This window comes from Methylobacterium sp. EM32 (assembly GCF_040593685.1).
GTDB lineage: Bacteria > Pseudomonadota > Alphaproteobacteria > Rhizobiales > Beijerinckiaceae > Methylobacterium.
The window spans coordinates 13677-30868 of sequence record NZ_JBEXZS010000277.1 but is presented as its reverse complement, the minus strand read 5'-3'; the positions used below and the strand labels follow the sequence as shown (position 1 = coordinate 30868).

The following is a 17192-nucleotide window of genomic DNA, read 5'->3' as shown; positions in this document are numbered from 1 at the left end:
GCCGCGAAGCGGAGCCCGGAATCCAGACACACAGCTGGAAAAGGATAAGACGGACCGTTGCTCGCCTTATTCTGTACCACTAGCGGTTCTGGATCCCGGGCTCTCGCCTTTGGCGAGCCCCGGGATGACCCGGAGGGGTGGAACGGGGTCGGGTAGACCGACGATTCTGGTGGCTCAGCTTTGCTCTGCGGGGAGCGCGCGAACCGCGATATCCCTCGCGATCGCCTCGACCGCCTCGCGCCCCGGCAGGTTGGCCCCCGCCCGGGTCAGCTTGCCGGCGGCGAAAGCCAGCGCCAGGCGGGCGGTGTCGGCGAGGCTCAGATCGGCGCACAGGCCCGCCACCAGCCCGGCCACCAGGGCGTCGCCGGCCCCGACGGTGCTCGCCACCGCCATGGCCGGCGGGAGCGCGTGCAGCGCCTCGGCGTCGCGCACGAACACCGCGCCGTCCGCGCCCAGCGACACCACGACGAGCGGGATTCCGCGCGCCACCAGGCCGCGCGCCGCCGCGACCACGTCGGCGAAAGCGGGGAGGGGGCGGCTGGCCCATTCCTCCAGCTCGTGCCGGTTGGGCTTGACCGCGTCGGGCAGCACCTCGGCGGCGAGGGCGGCGGCGAGCGCCGGGCCGGAGGCGTCGAGCAGCACCCGGGCGCCCCGGGCCTTCAGCTCCGCCGTCAGCGCGGCGTAGAGGCCGGGCTCCGCGCCCGCCGGCAGGCTGCCGGCCAGCACCGCGATCGTGTCCGGGCCGGCGGCCTCGGCGAGGAGCGCCCGCACCGCCCGCAGGGTCGCGGGTTCGAGAGCGAGGCCCGGCAGGTTGACGTCGGTGGTGCCGGCGGAATCGACGAGCTTCAGGTTGGTGCGGGTCTCGCCCGGCATCCAGACGAAGCGGTCCTCGATGCCCTTGGCGACGAACAGGGCCTCGAAGGCGGCGGCGTTGCCGGAGCCGAGCACCCCGGCGGCGGCGACCGGCACGCCCCAGTCGGCGAGGCAGCTCGCCACGTTGATGCCCTTGCCGCCGGCATCGTCGCGGACCGCGCGAGCGCGGTGGACCTCGCCCGGCGCCAGCCGGTCGAGGGTGACGGTGCGGTCGATCGCCGGGTTGAGGGTGAGGGTGAGGATGCGGGTCACCGGTGCGTCTCCGAACGGTCGAGGGCCCGCACCGACGCGGCGTCGGGTTGCGCGCAGGCCTCGTCGGCGAGCGCCTTCAGCTCGGACAGCGAGGCGGCGCGCAGGCGCGCCTTCACCGCCGGCAGGTCGCGCGGGGTCATCGAGAGCTCGTGGACGCCGAGGCCCGCGAGGAGCCCCGCCCCGAACGGGTCGCCGGCGATGCCGCCGCAGACCCCGACATAGCGCCCGTGCCGGCTCGCGCCCTCGCAGGTCATCCGCACCAGGCGCAGGACCGCCGGGTGGAGCGAATCGGCCTCCGGCGCCAGCTCGGTGTTCTGGCGGTCGATGGCGAGCGCGTATTGCGTCAGGTCGTTGGTGCCTATCGAGAAGAAGTCGCAGTGAGCGGCCAGTGCGTCGGCCTGGATCGCCGCCGCCGGCACCTCGATCATGATGCCGAGCGGCACGTCCGGCGCGCCGATCTCGGCCCGGATCCGCTCGCAGGCCTCGCGCAGGGCCAGGACCTCGGGGACCGAGGTGATCATCGGGAACATGATCGAGAGGGGTGCGTCCTTGCCGGTCGGGGCGCCGGCCGGCACGCAATCCTTCGCGGCACGGTAGAGGGCGCGCAGCTGCGGCTCCATCAGGTCGGGCCGGCGCAGGAGCAGCCGGGCGCCGCGCACGCCGAGGAAGGGGTTCTCCTCCTTCGGCAAGGCGAGGTGGGGCACCTGCTTGTCGCCGCCGATGTCGAGGGCGCGCACGATCAGCGGGCGGCCGGCGAGCGCCTCCAGCATCGCCCGGTAGGTGGCGTACTGGTCGTCCTCGTCCGGGGTGTCGCCGCGCTCCAGGAACAGGAACTCGGTGCGCATCAGGCCGACGCCCTCGGCGCCCTGCGACAGGGCGAAGGGGACCTGGTCGGGCGTGTTGACGTTGGCGCCGATGGCGAGGGCGTGCCCGTCGCGGGTGCGGGCCGGCAGGCCGCGCTCGCGGGCCTCTTCCTCCTGCGTGGCGCGCAGGGACTCGCGCCAGGCCTGCGCCGAGGCGAGGTCGCGCTCGCTGGGGTCGACGTAGAGCCGCCCGGTGGTGCCGTCGAGGATCGCGCGCCGGCCCGCGGCTTGGCTGAGCAGGCCGGGACCCGCCGCGACCACCGAGGGGATGCCCAGCGTCCGGGCGAGGATCGCAGTATGGGAGGTCGGGCCCCCCTGCGCCGTCGCGAGCCCGAGCACCCGGGTGGGATCGAGCCCGGCGGTGTCGGAGGGGGCGAGGTCGGGGCTGAGCAGGATGCAGGGCTCGTCCGGCAGGGCGTGGCCGGACCGGAGCGCGGGGTCGATCTGGGCCAGCACCCTCCGGCCGACGTCGCGCAAATCCGCCGCGCGGGCGGCGAGGACCGGGTTGCCCAGAGCCGAGAGCTGGCCGGCCATCCGCTCCACCGCCTGGTTCCACGCGAAGGCGACGCCGTGGCCCTCGACCATCAGCTGGCAGGCCAGCGTGATCAGGTCGGTGTCGGCGATGAGGTCGGCTTGCGCCTTGAAGATCCCCGCATCGGCCTTGCCGAGGCGCCGGCCGGTATCGTCGGCGAGGGCCTTGAGCTGGGCCGTGGTCGATTCGAGCGCCGCGTGCAGCCGGTCGCCGCCGCGGGTCAGCGGCTCGGGCTCGTCCGGCACCGCGACCTCGGTGGGGCCGAGCACGTGGATCGGCCCGATGGCGAGGCCCGGGCTCGCGCCGATGCCGGGGATCACCTGGCAGGCGTCAGTCGGGTTCCAGCCCGCGACCGGAGCGGCGGCCCTGGCGGCGGCCTCCGCCGCGCGGGCGGCCGCCGCCTTCTCGCCGGCCGACAGGCCGGTGACCACGGCCTTGAGCCGGGCCAGCGCCGCCGGCGCGTCGTCGCCCTCGGCGGAGATCACCGCCTCGTCGCCGGCGCGCAGGCCGAGCTGGAGCAGCGAGATCAGGTTCTTGGCATCCGCCACCTCGGCGCCGTGGCGGACCTGGATCCGGGCGGGACTGGTGCGGGCCGCCTCGACCCAGGACGAGGCCGGGCGGGCATGCAGGCCGGTGGGGTAGTCGACGGTCCAGGCGAAGCTCTGGGCGAGGTCGGCGGCCGGGCCGGCGCTGCCGGGGGCGGCGGCGTCCTCGGCGAGCGCCGCGGCGATTTCGGCGGCGTCGGTCGTGGTGCGCAGGCGCTCGAGCCGGGCCTCGTCCTGGATCAGCCGGGTGAGGCGGCGCAGGACCGTGATGTGGGTGTCGGACTGGGCGGCGATCGCCACCACCAGGTGGGCGTCCTGCCCGTCGTGCCAGGCGACGCCGCCGGGCACCTGGAGCACGGCGAGGCCGCTCTCGCGCACCAGAGCGCGATCGTCGACCATGCCGTGCGGGATCACGACGCCGTGGCCGAGATAGGTGTTGGCCACCTCTTCCCGGCGCAGCATGCTGGCCTCGTAGGCCGGGTCGATGCAGCCGGCGGCGACGAGGAGCTGGGCCGCCTCGCGGATGGCAGCCTCCTTGGTCGCGGGCGCGGCGGCAGTGCGGATCAGGACGCGCGGCGTCAGCGGCGGTGTCGGCGCGAGCATGGCTTCCTCCCGGAAAGCGTTCGGGTTTTCCTTGGTGCCTATGAAAACGTTTTCAGTCGTCGCGTCAAGCGGCAATCTGCGGCTCGCCCGCGTCACGGTCAGTGTCAGGACTTGCACAGGGCGCGTCCGGCTGTCACAACAGGTGTAACGAGGCTGAAAACGTTTTCGAGGCGATGACCGTCGGCATCCGTGACGTCGCCCGCGCGGCGGGCGTTTCCACCGCGACCGTGTCGCGGGCGCTGGGCAAGGGCCCGGTCAGCGACGCCCTGCGCGAGCAGGTCGAGGCGGCGGTGCGGGCGACCGGCTACCGCCCGAACCTGTCGGCCCGCCGCCTGCGCTCGCAATCGGCCCAGACCATCGGGCTCATCGTCGCCGACATCCGCAACCCGTTCTTCACCGCGGTCAGCCGGGCGGTCGAGGACGCGGCCTACCAGGCCGGGATGCGGCTGATCCTGTGCAACACCGGCGAGGATGCCGAGCGCGAGGCCCTGTACCTGCGCCTGATGCAGGAGGAGCGGGTCACCGGCGTCGTCTTCGCGCCGACCCGCCGCACCGCCGAGCGGCTGCGGCCGGAGGACTTTTCCTTCCCCCTGGTGCTGATCGACCGCACCGGACCGCCCGGCGGCCATGACGGGGTGGTGCTCGACAACGTGGCGGCGGGCGCGGCCCTGGTCGACCACCTGGTGGAGCAGGGCTATTCCCGCATCGCCGGCCTGTTCGGTTCCACCAGCTCGACCGCGGAGGAGCGCCGCGACGGCTATCTCGCGGCGATGCGCCGGCACGGGCTTGCACCGCAGATGCGCAACGTGCCGCCCGACGCCGAGCCGGCGCAAGGAGAGGTGGCGCGCTGGCTCGCCGAGCCGGCGAGACCCGAGGCGCTGATCGTCTCGAACGGCCTGATCCTGATGGGAGCGGTGCGGGCGGCCCGCGCGGCGGGCGTCGCCTGGCCCGGTGGGATCGCGCTCGCGGGGTTCGACAACGAGCCCTGGACCGAGCTGGTCGAGCCCGGCCTGACGGTGATCGAGCAGCCCGTCGCCGAGATCGGCGCCCAGGCGATCGGACTGCTGTTCGACCGGCTGAAGACCCCCGGCCAGCCGGTGCGCAAGGTGGTGCTCAGCGGGCGGCTGATCGCCCGGGGCTCGACGGCGCGGCGGTGATCGCGGGCGGCCTCAGCCGCCCTGCGCGCCTCCCGGCACCGGCCCCAGGCGCCGCGCCAGCCGCTCGATCCGCTCCGCCGTGCGCTGCACGGTCTCGGCGAGGCGCGCCTCGGAGGCCTCGCGCTCGGCGCTGCCGGCATCGGTGGATTCGCGCAAGGATGCGGTCTCGCGCTCCATCGCCTCCATCCGGCGCTTGGTCTCGGCCAGCTCGTCGGCGAGGGTGAGCGCCGCCATCACGTGCAGGCGCATGTCGCCGATCTCGCCGAAGGCTTTGCGCATGTCGCCGATCCGGGCGTCGAAGCTCGCGGCCAGCCCTTCGAGGTGGCGCTCCTCGCCCTCGCCGCAGGCCATGCGGTAGGTCTTGCCGGCGATGGTGACGGTCACTTGAGGCATGGGGTCACCTTAGAGCATTTTCCGACGAAGTGGATGCCGGTTCGTCGCAGAAAATGCGGCAATATCAGAGACCTAGAGAGCTTCGCGATTGCAGCGCGATCGTGAAGTGCTCTAGGCACGAATGCCCTCATCGAACGCATGAAACGCGGAATCAGGACCGTCAGCCCTCGCCCCGCTCGCCGGTGCGGCCGAGCACGCCCTCGACGGTGCCGATGGCGCGGCCGAGGCGGTGGTCGACGTCCTCGGTCACCGACTGCATCTCGGCGAGGCGGGCGGTGGCGCCGTCGAGCTCCGCCGCGAGCCGGGCCCGGTCGTCGCGCATGATCTCCAGCTCGGTCTCGAGGTCGCTGTGGCTGCGCTCCGCGTCGAGCCGGCGCGCCACCGCGGATTCGAGCAGGGCCACCGAGGCTTCGAGGCGGCGCAGCGCTTCCTCCACCGCTGCGGTCATGCTCACCTCCGAAAAAACGCCGCGACGAACGCCGACTGAAACCACGGATACTCGGCCGAAATCCTAAAGGTCCGGGGCCCGCGTCGCAATCGCCGTGCCGGCCGGTCCGGCGCGAACGGGAATGCCGCCCGGGTGAGGGCGGGGATAACGGGGAGTGCGGGGACGATCAGGCCGCCGCCGCCACCTCGAGCCGGTTCCGCCCGGCGGCCTTGGCCCGGTAGAGGGCGCGGTCGGCGGCCGAGAGCAGGGCAGGGAGATCACGGCTTTCGGCCCACGCTGCGGCGAGCCCGATGCTGACGGTCGCTGGGATGCCGGGTCCGGCGCGGTCGAGCGCCGCCTCGGCGAAGCGGCGGGCGACGCCCTCGCCGACCTGCCGCGCCGCGGCGACGTCGAGCCCCGGCAGCAGGGCGGCGAATTCCTCGCCGCCGAGCCGGGCGACGAGCGCGTCCGGCCCGGCGGCCCGGCGGGCGGTGTCGGCGAAGAGCCGCAGCACCGCGTCGCCGGCGGCGTGGCCGTGGCGGTCGTTGATCGCCTTGAAGTGGTCGAGGTCGAAGGCCAGCAGCGCGGCGGGGCGCGCGGCGAGGAGCCGCTCCCCGTCCTCGAAGAAGCCGTGGCGGTTCTGTAGGCCGGTGAGGTGGTCGGTGCGGGAGGCCGCGACGGCCTGCGCCTGCGCTTCCTCGCGCACCAGCGCGATCAGCCCCATCGGCATCGCGACGGAGTAGAGCACGCCCTCGTACATCGTCACCTTGCCGAAGATCGGCAGCAGCGCCTCGCCGTAGATCGCCACGAGGGCGGGCGTCGCGACCCCCCGCACGAGGTAGAACAGGGCGTGCCCGCCCGCCACCGCGACCGCGACCTGCCGTGCGCGCAAGGTCCGGGCGGTGCGGCTGCGCAGGAGCCGCCAGGCGGTCAGCCCGCAGGCCAGCGCGATCGGCAGCGAGCCGAGATAGTTCCAGAGCATGCCGGGCGCGTGCACCCCGACCGTGGCCCACAGGAGGGCGAGGCCGACCAGCACGGCGAGCGGCAGGCGCAGCCGCGCCCGCCCGTCGAGGAGGGCGACGCCGTGCAGGACCATCAGGTAGCCGGACACGATCAGCAGGTTGGCGAGCGCCGATCCCAGGACGCCCGGCAGGGCGGTCCGGTTGATCGCCACGACGAGGCCGGCCGCGAAGGCCAGGAAGGCGCCGGCCCAGATTCCGAGCTCGCGGGCCCGCCGCGGCTGGGCCTGGCGCTCCCACAGCATCGTCGCGCCGGCGACCAGCACCGTGCCCACGATCAGGCAATAGAGGGTGTGAAGATCGATCTGCATCGTTGTCGTCACCTATGCCTCTCGGCATACAGGTCGGTGAATGCAATCTTCTTTACGGGCACGGCTGTCTCCTGCCCGTTGCGCGAGCATGGTTAAAGGTCTCCCACGCGATGTTCCGCATCCGTATCGGCGGCGTCGACACCGCGAGCGGATGACGATCACGTGCGAGAACGCGGTGTCATCCGATGAAGAATCCGCGCGATGCTGCCGGATCGCGACCGCGAACAGGAGGGTTTTCCCCAAAGCCCCGTCCGGGTTTGACACCTCCCGGCGCCATGATAGGAAGCCGGCGCCCCCGCCGGGCGGTTGTCGCCGGCGGATTGACAGAGTTACGAGCCGCCGTGACGCTTCCCGTGCTCCCCGCCAGTGCCGTCCCCGCCGGGACGGCCGGCGTGTCCGGGACCACGGGCGGCGCAGCGGGCCATTCCGGCGAGCGCCGGCCCTTCTTCCTCAGCGTCGACACGCGCCGCGCCCGCCGCGCCGCCCGGTCCGCTGCGGGGCCTCTCGGCCCCCACACCCTCCGCCACGCCAACCCCACGGGAGAGAACACATGACGGTCAAGGTCGCCATCAACGGCTTCGGACGCATCGGCCGCAACGTACTGCGCGCCATCAAGGAAGCCGGCCGCACCGACATCGAGGTCGTGGCCATCAACGATCTCGGCCCGGTCGAGACCAACGCCCACCTGCTGCGCTTCGATTCGGTCCACGGCAAGTTCCCCGGTACCGTCTCGGTCGAGGGCGACCACATCGTGGTCGACGGCCAGCGCATCCGCGTCACCGCGATCAAGAACCCGGCCGAGCTGCCCCACCGCGAGCTCGGCGTCGACATCGCGATGGAATGCACCGGCATCTTCACCTCGAAGGACAAGGCGAAGCTGCACCTCGACGCCGGCGCCAAGCGCGTCCTCGTCTCGGCCCCCGCCGACGGCGCCGACCTCACGGTCGTCTACGGCGTGAACCACGACAAGCTGACGGCCGACCACCTCGTGGTCTCCAACGCCTCGTGCACCACCAACTGCCTCGCCCCGGTCGCCAAGGTGCTCAACGACGCCGTCGGCATCGAGCGCGGCTTCATGACCACGATCCACTCCTACACCAACGACCAGCCGTCGCTGGACCAGATGCACAAGGACCTCTACCGGGCCCGCGCCGCGGCCCTGTCGATGATCCCGACCACGACCGGCGCCGCCAAGGCCGTCGGCCTGGTGCTGCCGGAGCTGAACGGCCGCCTCGATGGCACCTCGATCCGCGTGCCGACCCCGAACGTCTCGGTCGTCGACTTCAAGTTCAACTCCAAGCGCGCCACTTCGGTCGCCGAGATCAACGAGGCGATCAAGGCCGCCGCCAACGGCCCGCTCAAGGGCGTGCTCGGCTTCACCGAGGCCCCGAACGTCTCGATCGACTTCAACCACGATCCCCACTCGTCGACCTTCCACATCGACCAGACCAAGGTCATGGACGGCACCTTCGTGCGCGTGCTGACCTGGTACGACAACGAGTGGGGCTTCTCGAACCGCATGGCCGACACCGCCATCGCGATGGCGAAGCTGATCTGACGCGGCGGACGCGACGGGCCGGCCCTCACAGGGGCCGACCTTCGTTTTCGGGCGGCCCCGCCGCGGGGCCGCCCGCTCTGCCCTTGAAGGATTCGCCCCCGAGGATCCGCCGATGACCGACGCCGCGCCCTCCACCCGCCCCGCGAACGCCGCCGACACCGCCCTGCTCCAGGGGCCGGTTCCGACCCCGGCGCAGCAGGGGGCGGCCCCCGCCGTTCCGGCACACGTTTCGCCGACGCAGGTTGCGCCGATGCCTGCGACCGCACCGGCGGTCGCGCTGCCCGCCGGCGTCGCCGACCAGCTCGCCCGCATCGAGGACAAGGCCTCGCGGATCGAGGACAAGTACGCCCGCTCCGAGGCTCTGCTCGCCCGCGTCGAGGACCGGGTCGAGGAGGCCGGCGCCCGCATGAACGAGGCCGCCCGCCAGGCCGATCTCGCGGCGCTCCGCAACGAGGTCCGGGCGATCGCTGAGCGCACCCGCCGCCTGCCGGGCGCCGGCGCCCTGATCGTCACGGCCGTCGTCACGGCAGTCCTGACGGTGGCGCTGACCCTGGTCGCGCAGCGCCTCAACCTCCAGGGCCTGATTCCGCTGCGCTGATCCCGACAGCGCTTCTCCCCTCTCCCGACAAGGTGCCCCCGCCGATGACCCGTTTCCGTACCCTCGACGATGCCGGCGACTTGAAGGGCAAGCGCGTCCTCGTCCGCGTCGACTTCAACGTGCCGATGGACCAGGGCCGCGTCACCGACGCCACCCGCATCCTGCGCGTGCTGCCGACCCTCAACGAGCTGTCCGAGGCCGGCGCCAAGGTGGTGCTGCTGGCGCATTTCGGCCGCCCGAAGGGCAAGCCGGTCGCCGCCGAGTCACTGCGCCCGATCGCCGAGGCCACCGCGAAAGAGCTCGGCCGCCCGGTCGCCTTCGCGGAGGATTGCGTCGGCGAGACAGCCGCGTCGGCGATCGCGGTGCTCAAGGACGGCGACGTCCTGATGCTGGAGAACACCCGCTTCCACGCCGGCGAGGAGAAGAACGACGCCGCCTTCGTGAAGGCGCTGGCCGCCAACGGCGACGTCTACGTCAACGAGGCCTTCTCCGCCGCCCACCGGGCGCACGCCTCGACGGAAGGCCTCGCCCACGTGCTGCCGGCCTATGCCGGGCGCCTGATGCAAGCCGAGCTCGACGCGCTGACCAAGGGCCTCGAGGCCCCGGCCCGGCCGGTGGTGGCGATCGTCGGCGGCTCGAAGGTCTCGACCAAGATCGACCTCCTCAAGAACCTCGTCGCCAAGGTCGACGCCCTGGTGATCGGCGGCGGCATGGCCAACACCTTCCTGCACGCCGCCGGCCTCGGCGTCGGCAAGTCGCTGTGCGAGCGCGACCTCGCCGGCACCGCGCAAGCCATCATCGAGGCGGCGCGGGAAAAGAACTGCGCCATCATCCTGCCGGTCGACGGCGTGGTGGCCGAGGAGTTCAAGGCCGGTGCCCCCCACCATACCTACGGGGTCGACGCGATCCCGGAGAACGGCATGATCCTCGACATCGGGGGCCTGTCGGTCGACCGGATTGCCGCAGCGATCGACGACGCCAAGACCCTGGTGTGGAACGGACCCGTGGGCGCCTTCGAGATCGCGCCCTTCGACCAGGGCACGGTGGCGGCCGCCCGTCATGCTGCGGCGCGCACCAAGGCCGGCAAGCTCGTCTCGGTGGCGGGCGGCGGCGACACGGTGGCGGCGCTCAACCATGCCGGCGTGTCGGAGGACTTCACCTACATCTCGACCGCCGGCGGCGCCTTCCTCGAATGGCTCGAGGGCAAGCCGCTGCCGGGCGTCGACGCGCTGCGCCGGAAAGCTTGAGGGTTCCGTTCAGGTCGGCTGGCGTAGGACGCCGGCCGGCCCGTCCGCTATAATGCGGCAACACTGACGATCTCGGAGGATACGGATATGGCGCGCATCACGCTCAGGCAGCTTCTCGACCACGCCGCCGAGCACGGCTACGGGGTGCCGGCCTTCAACATCAACAACATGGAACAGGGCCTCGCCATCATGGCGGCGGCCGACGCCACCGACTCGCCGGTGATCCTGCAGGCGAGCCGCGGCGCCCGCGCCTATGCCAACGACGTCGTGCTGGCCAAGCTGATCGACGGCCTCGTCGAGATCTATCCCCACATCCCGGTCTGCATGCACCTGGATCACGGGAACAACGAGGCGACCTGCGCCACCGCGATCCAGTACGGCTTCACCTCGGTGATGATGGACGGGTCGCTCAAGGCCGACGGCAAGACCCCGGCGGACTACAACTACAACGTCGAGATCACCCGCAAGGTGACCGAGATGGCGCACTGGGCCGGCTGCTCGGTCGAGGGCGAGCTCGGCGTGCTCGGCTCGCTGGAGAGCGGTGAGGGCGAGGCCGAGGACGGCCACGGCGCCGAAGGCGTCCTGTCGCACGACCAGCTCCTGACCGACCCGGCGGAAGCCGAGAAGTTCGTCGCCGCGACCAAGGTCGACGCGCTCGCGGTCGCGATGGGCACCTCGCACGGCGCCTACAAGTTCACCCGCAAGCCCGACGGCGCGGTGCTGGCGATGAACGTGATCGAGGAGATCCACCGCCGCCTGCCCAACACCCACCTGGTGATGCACGGCTCCTCGTCGGTCCCGCAGGACCTGCAGGACATCATCAACCAGTATGGCGGCGAGATGAAGCCGACCTGGGGCGTGCCGGTGGAGGAGATCCAGCGCGGCATCAAGCACGGCGTGCGCAAGATCAACATCGACACCGACAACCGGATGGCGATGACCGGCCAGATCCGCAAGATCCTGCAGGAGAACAAGGCCGAGTTCGACCCGCGCAAGTACCTGAAGCCCGCCATGGACGCGATGACGAAGCTGTGCAAGCAGCGCTTCGAGGAGTTCGGCACGGCCGGCCACGCCGGCAAGATCCGTCCGATCGCCCTGTCCGAGATGGCCAAGCGCTACGCCGCCGGCAAGCTCGACCCGTCCTTCGCCCCGTCGAAGGCCGCCGCCGAGTAACCTCCCGGCGCCGGCGATGCGGCCCGCGCCGCATCGCCGCCCCACTCGCGATGCACCAGGGCGGGCGGCCGAGGGGCCGTCCGCCCCGTGCGTTTCTCGCCCCTGGCTTGTCATCCCCTGGCCTTGTCATCCCTGGCCTGTTCGCCCCGAAGGCTCGACGATCCCGATGGCCGATCCCCAGACCCGCCTGATCCTCCTCACCGCCCCCGAGGCCGGCCCGGACCTCAGGGACCGCCTCGCCCGCGCGGTCGCGGCCGGCGACGTCGCCGCGGTGATCCTGCGCCTGCCCCCGGGCGACGAGCGGGCGCTCGTCAACGCCGTCAAGGCGGTCGCCCCGGCGGTGCAGGAGGCCGGCGCGGCGCTCGTGCTCGCCGGCGGTGGGGGCATCGATCTCGCCACCGTGGCCTCGCGCAGCGGCGCCGACGGCGTTCACGTCCCGGCGGCCGAGGCCGAGGCGGCCCCGGCGGAGGCGGAATCCGAGGGGGACGACGAGGAGGAGGATGCGGGCAAGGGGCCGCTGCACGCCCTGCGCGAGCGCCTGCGGGACGGCCGCATCCTCGGCGTCGGCGGCATCCGCAGCAAGCACGCCGCGATGCAGGCCGGCGAGGCGGGCGCGGACTACATCCTGTTCGGCGACGATCCCGGGCTTCCCATCGACGACCTCGTGGCGCGACTGGCCTGGTGGGTCGAGATCTTCGAGACGCCCTGCATCGCGCTCGCCCGCGATCTCGCGTCCGTGCCCGACCTCGTGGCGACGGGAGCCGAGTTCATCGGCCTCGATTCCGCGCTCTGGGCCGGGGAGGGGGGCGAGGCTGCGGTCGCCGCGGCACAGGCGCACATCCTGAACCGCCCGGCGGGCGGGGAGGGGTGAGGATGCGCCGTTCCCGCCTCGCGACGCTGGCGCTCTTCGGGACGTTGGGATCGGGACTGGCGAGCCTCGCGGCCGGGCCGGCCGCCTCCCGCTCCGTCCCGTCCACGACCGAACCCGCCGTCACCCCGCCGGGTGCTGCCGCGCCCGGCTTCAGCTCCCCCAATGCCTTCGGGACCAAATCTGACCCCTTCGGGGCCAAGCCCAATACGTTCGGGACCTCCAAGTCCACGACCCTGCCGGGCGCCGCCACGCTACCGCCCGTGCCGTCGAACGACCCGAATGCCGACCTCGCCTACGGCGCCTACCAGCGCGGCTTCTACGTCACGGCGTTCCGCGAGGCGACGAAGCGGCTGGAGAAGAACAAGACCGACTTTCCCGCCATGACCCTGCTGGCGGAACTCTACAGCCAGGGCCTCGGCGTGCGCCAGGATCCGGCGCGGGCCGCCGAGTGGTACCGCCTCGCGGCCAATCTCGGCGATCCCCACGCCGCCGCGACCCTCGGCATGATGCAGATCGAGGGCCGGGGCGCGCCGAAGGACCAGGCCGCCGGCCGCGCCCTGCTGGAGAAGGCCGCCGCCCGGGCCGACGCCACCGCGAGCTACAATCTGGCCCTGATCCTGCTCGGCAGCGGCGTGCCCGCCGACCTGACCCGCGCGATCGAGCTCCTGCGCCAGGCTGCCCACCAGGAACTGGCCCCGGCCCAGCACGCCCTCGGCGTGCTCTACCTCCAGGGCCGCGGCGTGGCGAAGGACACCACCAAGGCCGCCGGCTGGTTCCGCCGCGCCGCCGACAACGGCGACCTCGCCGGCGAGGTCGAGTTCTCGATCCTGCTGTTCAACGGCGAGGGCGTGCCGAAGGACGAGACCCGCGCCGCCCGCTACTTCCGTCACGCCGCCTTCCGGGGCAACGCGGTGGCGCAGAACCGCGTCGCCCGCCTCTACGCCAGCGGCCGCGGCGTGCAAAAAAACCTCGTCGAGGCCGCCGCCTGGGACATGGCCGCCCGGGCGCAGGGGCTGACGGATGCATGGCTGACCCAGGCGGTGTCCGGGCTCACGCCCGAGGAGAAAGCACGGGCGGAGCGGCTGGCGGCGGACCGGGCGGGGCCCTGAACGGGATCCCCGAATCGCAATCGGCACTCGACTTGACCAAGCCGCACAGAGCCCGCGCAAGGCTGCGTCACCCGAAAAGTGGTTTCCTCGCCTCGGGTTGATGCTCTAGAGCCAATCACCAGCGAGGCGCCCCGCGCGGATGCGGGTGCGCGCCTCTCCTCACGTTCATCTCGCGCGGGCGTATCGGCCCGCCCTCGAAGGATCGTCCCATGACCCCGACCCGCATTCCGGGAGCCGCCGCCCGATGATCGTCTCCCCCCTGATGACCGTGATGGTCGACGCCGTGCGCAAGGCGGCGCGCGGGCTCAAGCGCGACTTCGGCGAGATCGAGAACCTGCAGGTCTCGCGCAAAGGGCCGGGCGACTTCGTCAGCGCCGCCGACCGCAAGGCCGAGGCCACCTTGCGCGAGGCCCTGATGAAGGCGCGGCCGGGCTACGGCCTCGTGATGGAGGAGAGCGGGATCATCGAGGGCCAGGACAAGACCCATACCTGGCACGTCGATCCCCTCGACGGCACCACCAACTTCCTGCACGGCGTGCCGCATTTCTGCATCTCGGTCGGCCTCGAGCGCGAGGGCACGATCGTCGCCGCGGTGATCTACGAGCCGATCAAGGACGAGCTCTACATCGCCGAGCGCGGCAAGGGCGCATTCCTCAACAACAAGCGCCTGCGGGTCGCCGGCCGGCAGGACCTCGCCGACAGCCTGGCGCTCTATGGCTCGCCCTATCTCGGCCGTGGCAGCCATCCGCGCCTGCTCAAGGAGCTCGCCGCGGTGATGGCGGTGACCGGCGGCGTGCGCCAGACCGGCTCGGCCGCCCTCGACCTCGCCGCCGTGGCCTGCGGCCGGGCGGACATCTACTGGGAACGCGACATCAAGACCTGGGACATGGCGGCCGGCCTGCTCCTGGTGCGCGAGGCCGGCGGCTTCGCCAGCAGCGCCGACGGCGGCGCCGACCCGATGAAGGCCGGCTCGGTCGCCTGCGGCAACGAGGTGTTGCAGCGCGAGCTGGTCGCGATCCTGCGCAAGGTCGGCGGCTGACCGCGCCCGCCCGGACCGGTGCCCGACCGGTCCGGGGCTCCGTCCCGTCCAGAATTCCGAACCCGAAGGCACGCCATGGACCCGCGCACCCTGTCCGCCCTCAAGGACGCGATCCGCTCGATCCCGGACTATCCGAAGCCCGGCATCGTGTTTCGCGACATCACCACCCTGCTCGGCGATGCCCGTGCCTTCCGGCGCGCTGTGGACGAACTGGTGCATCCCTTCGCGGGCGGCCGGATCGACCAGGTCGCCGGCATCGAGGCGCGGGGCTTCATCCTCGGCGGCGCGATCGCCCACCAGCTCTCCTCGGGCTTCGTGCCGATCCGCAAGAAGGGCAAGCTGCCCCACACCACGGTCTCGATCGCCTACGCCCTCGAATACGGCACCGACGAGATGGAGATCCATTCCGACGCGGTGAAGCCCGGCGACCGGGTGATCCTGGTCGACGACCTGATCGCCACCGGCGGCACCGCCACCGCGGCGGTCGAGCTGTTGCGGCGGATCGGCGCCGAGGTGGTGGCGGCCTGCTTCGTCATCGACCTACCGGAACTCGGCGGCGCCGACCGCCTGCGCGCCCTCGACCTGCCGGTGCGCACCCTGATCGAGTTCGAGGGGCACTGAACGCGAGAAAGGCGGGCCTTTCGGCCCGCCCTTCGCACTCCATCCCAGGTGATGCCGCTCAGGCCGCCTTGTTCAGGCTGCCTTGGCCAGGCTCTCGAACAGCCCGCGCCCGTCGGTGCCGCCGACGAGGCCTTCCACGAAATTCTCCGGGTGCGGCATCAGCCCGAGTACGTTGCGGGCCTCGGAATAGATGCCGGCGATCGAATTGAGCGAGCCGTTGCGGTTGGCCTCGACCGTGAGCTGGCCGGCCTCGTCGCAGTAGCGGAACGCCACCCGGCCCTCGCCTTCGATCCGCGCCAGCGTCTCGGGATCGGCGAAATAGTTGCCCTCGCCGTGGGCGACGCAGACGTCGATCACCTGATGTTGTGCATAGGCCCGGGTGAAGGCGGTGTCGGTGCGCTCGACCCGCAGGGTCTGCCGGTGGCAGATGAAGCGGCGGTTGACGTTGCGCATCAGCACGCCCGGCAGCAGGCCGGACTCGCACAGGATCTGGAAGCCGTTGCAGATGCCGAGCACCAGGCCGCCGCGGGCGGCGTGGGCCCGCACCGCGTCCATGGCATGCGCCCGGCCCGCGATGGCGCCGCAGCGCAGGTAGTCGCCGTAGGAGAAGCCGCCGGGCAGGACCGCGAGGTCGGTGCCGGCGGGCAATTCGGTCTCGGTGTGCCAGACCGAGGCCACCTCGGCGCCGGCGAGGCGCAGGGCCCGGGCGACGTCGGCGTCGCGGTTCGAGCCCGGGAAGACGACGATCGCGGCCTTCATCGGGCGATCTCGACGCGGTAGTTCTCGACCACGGTGTTGGCGAGCAGCCGGTCGCAGGCCGCCTTCACGGTGGCCTCGGCGGCCGCCTCGTCGGCGGCCTCGACCTCGACCTCGAAGAACTTGCCCTGGCGCACGCCGGCGATGCCGGTGATCCCGAGCGAGCGCAGCGCCCCCTCGATCGCCTTGCCCTGGGGGTCGAGGACGCCGGTCTTCAGGGTGACGGTGACGCGCGCTTTCATCGGCCAGACCTTCGGCAGCGGAGGGCTTCTTGCCGCTCCCGATAGTGCGGAACGCGCCCTGAGGCAACGCCGCTCGCGGCGGTCGCGCGGGTCGCATTGATCTTTGCTGGCGGGATTCTAATACTGGCTGTGCTGGCGGGTATCGCAACCGGGCGGGGCCGCGTCGCGCGAGGGCGGCGCGGGGTTCAGGGGTGGGTCATGTCGGACGCCGATGACGCGTTCATTCGTCAATCATTCGACCTGATCGACGGCCTGGACGGGCTGTCGGACCCGCTCGACGTGCAGAAATCGATCTTCGATCTCGTCGCCCGCTGTGGTTTCTCCTACTTCGCGATCACCCGGCTGCCGCAGCCGGGCGAGCGGATCGGCCCCAACCTTCTGCTCAGCGTCTGGCCCGAGGGCTGGCTGTCGCATTACGACCGGGTCGGCCATTACCGCCACGACCCGGTGGTGCATCACTGCCTGCGCACCACCGAGCCCTTCGCCTGGAGCGAGGTGCCTCACGCGCCGGACGCCGCCCCCCAGGCCCGCCGGGTGATGGAGGAGGCGCGCGAGCACGGTATGGGCGCGGGCTATTGCGTGCCGGTCCACGATGCCGGCGGGTTCCAGGGCGGCATCTCGCTCGCCGGCGAGCGGGTCGAGATGACGCCGCGGGTGCGCCGCGCCATCCACCTGCTCGGGCTCTACGCCTGGTCGGCCGCCACCCGCACCACGGCCCGTCAGCCCAAGATGTTGGTCGGCCCAAAGCCGTCGGCCGGCTCCAAGCCGCCGGCCGGCCGTCTCCTGAGCGCCCGCGAGCGGGATGTCCTGGCCTTCGCCGCGCAGGGGCGCACCCGCGAGGAGACCGCCGACCTCCTCGGCGTCTCAGTCGAGACCGTATCCACCCACCTGCGCAACGCCCGCAGCAAGATCGGCACCCGCAACACCACCCACACGGTGATCGAGGCCCTGCGCCTGCGCGAGATCGTGCTCTGATCCGCGGATCCTGCCGGGCAGCCCAAGA

Annotated in this window: 17 protein-coding genes; 10 read left to right on the top strand and 7 right to left on the bottom strand. The window is 72.2% G+C overall.

Translation table 11 applies throughout. The annotated features are described in order from the left end of the window. Positions 1 to 174: 174 nt before the first annotated feature. Positions 175 to 1125 carry a 1-phosphofructokinase gene (gene pfkB, locus ABZT49_RS34110; RefSeq protein WP_355293033.1) on the bottom strand — a complete coding sequence of 317 codons (951 nt, stop codon included), beginning with the start codon at positions 1123 to 1125 and terminating at the stop codon, positions 175 to 177. Further along, positions 1122 to 3668, bottom strand: a complete 2547-nt coding sequence (gene ptsP, locus ABZT49_RS34105; RefSeq protein WP_355293031.1) for a phosphoenolpyruvate--protein phosphotransferase — start codon at positions 3666 to 3668, stop codon at positions 1122 to 1124. Before ptsP ends, pfkB begins: the two co-directional genes overlap by 4 nt. A gap of 173 nt (positions 3669 to 3841) precedes the next feature. Between ptsP and ABZT49_RS34100 the strand changes: the two genes are divergently transcribed. Next, complete coding sequence (locus ABZT49_RS34100; RefSeq protein ID WP_355293029.1) at positions 3842 to 4825, top strand: LacI family DNA-binding transcriptional regulator; 984 nt, start codon at positions 3842 to 3844, stop codon at positions 4823 to 4825. Between the two features lie 12 nt (positions 4826 to 4837). Here ABZT49_RS34100 and ABZT49_RS34095 read toward each other — a convergent pair whose 3' ends face one another. From ABZT49_RS34095 to ABZT49_RS34085, 3 genes are all read right to left on the bottom strand, one after another. Further along, complete coding sequence (locus tag ABZT49_RS34095) at positions 4838 to 5218, bottom strand: cell division protein ZapA (protein WP_109971276.1); 381 nt, start codon at positions 5216 to 5218, stop codon at positions 4838 to 4840. Between the two features lie 160 nt (positions 5219 to 5378). Then, on the bottom strand, positions 5379 to 5666 hold the full coding sequence (locus tag ABZT49_RS34090) for a DUF4164 domain-containing protein (RefSeq protein ID WP_109971275.1): 288 nt from the start codon (positions 5664 to 5666) through the stop codon (positions 5379 to 5381). Positions 5667 to 5832: 166 nt separating this feature from the next. Further along, positions 5833 to 6975, bottom strand: coding sequence for a GGDEF domain-containing protein (locus ABZT49_RS34085; protein ID WP_355293027.1), 1143 nt, complete (start codon positions 6973 to 6975; stop codon positions 5833 to 5835). 550 nt (positions 6976 to 7525) lie between these two features. Here ABZT49_RS34085 and gap point away from each other — a divergent pair. The 8 genes from gap (at position 7526) to ABZT49_RS34045 (ending at position 15191) form a co-directional block, all read left to right on the top strand. Next, positions 7526 to 8533: a type I glyceraldehyde-3-phosphate dehydrogenase gene (gap, locus tag ABZT49_RS34080; protein ID WP_093568149.1), complete on the top strand. Its 1008-nt coding sequence runs from the start codon at positions 7526 to 7528 to the stop codon at positions 8531 to 8533. Between the two features lie 112 nt (positions 8534 to 8645). Further along, positions 8646 to 9131, top strand: a complete 486-nt coding sequence (locus tag ABZT49_RS34075) for a hypothetical protein (protein WP_355293025.1) — start codon at positions 8646 to 8648, stop codon at positions 9129 to 9131. A gap of 44 nt (positions 9132 to 9175) precedes the next feature. Continuing rightward, positions 9176 to 10378, top strand: a complete 1203-nt coding sequence (locus ABZT49_RS34070; RefSeq protein ID WP_355293023.1) for a phosphoglycerate kinase — start codon at positions 9176 to 9178, stop codon at positions 10376 to 10378. Between the two features lie 87 nt (positions 10379 to 10465). Beyond that, on the top strand, positions 10466 to 11551 hold the full coding sequence (gene fba, locus ABZT49_RS34065) for a class II fructose-bisphosphate aldolase (protein WP_355293022.1): 1086 nt from the start codon (positions 10466 to 10468) through the stop codon (positions 11549 to 11551). 166 nt (positions 11552 to 11717) lie between these two features. Next, positions 11718 to 12422 carry a thiamine phosphate synthase gene (locus tag ABZT49_RS34060; RefSeq protein ID WP_355293020.1) on the top strand — a complete coding sequence of 235 codons (705 nt, stop codon included), beginning with the start codon at positions 11718 to 11720 and terminating at the stop codon, positions 12420 to 12422. A gap of 2 nt (positions 12423 to 12424) precedes the next feature. Beyond that, positions 12425 to 13531, top strand: coding sequence for a tetratricopeptide repeat protein (locus ABZT49_RS34055; RefSeq protein ID WP_355293018.1), 1107 nt, complete (start codon positions 12425 to 12427; stop codon positions 13529 to 13531). A gap of 244 nt (positions 13532 to 13775) precedes the next feature. Then, positions 13776 to 14570 (top strand): inositol monophosphatase family protein, encoded by a 795-nt coding sequence (locus ABZT49_RS34050; RefSeq protein ID WP_355293016.1) that lies wholly within the window; start codon positions 13776 to 13778, stop codon positions 14568 to 14570. A gap of 75 nt (positions 14571 to 14645) precedes the next feature. Then, a complete protein-coding gene (locus ABZT49_RS34045) occupies positions 14646 to 15191 on the top strand; it encodes an adenine phosphoribosyltransferase (RefSeq protein WP_048431909.1) in 546 nt (181 codons plus the stop codon). Positions 15192 to 15263: 72 nt separating this feature from the next. Here ABZT49_RS34045 and purQ read toward each other — a convergent pair whose 3' ends face one another. Together purQ and purS are read right to left on the bottom strand one after the other, a co-directional pair. Next, a complete protein-coding gene (gene purQ, locus ABZT49_RS34040; protein WP_355293014.1) occupies positions 15264 to 15950 on the bottom strand; it encodes a phosphoribosylformylglycinamidine synthase subunit PurQ in 687 nt (228 codons plus the stop codon). After that, positions 15947 to 16189, bottom strand: a complete 243-nt coding sequence (gene purS / locus ABZT49_RS34035) for a phosphoribosylformylglycinamidine synthase subunit PurS (RefSeq protein WP_048449910.1) — start codon at positions 16187 to 16189, stop codon at positions 15947 to 15949. The genes purQ and purS overlap by 4 nt, the downstream gene beginning before the upstream one ends. A 198-nt stretch (positions 16190 to 16387) precedes the next feature. Between purS and ABZT49_RS34030 the strand changes: the two genes are divergently transcribed. Then, entirely contained in the window at positions 16388 to 17164 is a 777-nt protein-coding gene (locus ABZT49_RS34030; protein ID WP_355293012.1) for a LuxR family transcriptional regulator, read from the top strand. Positions 17165 to 17192 lie beyond the last annotated feature (28 nt).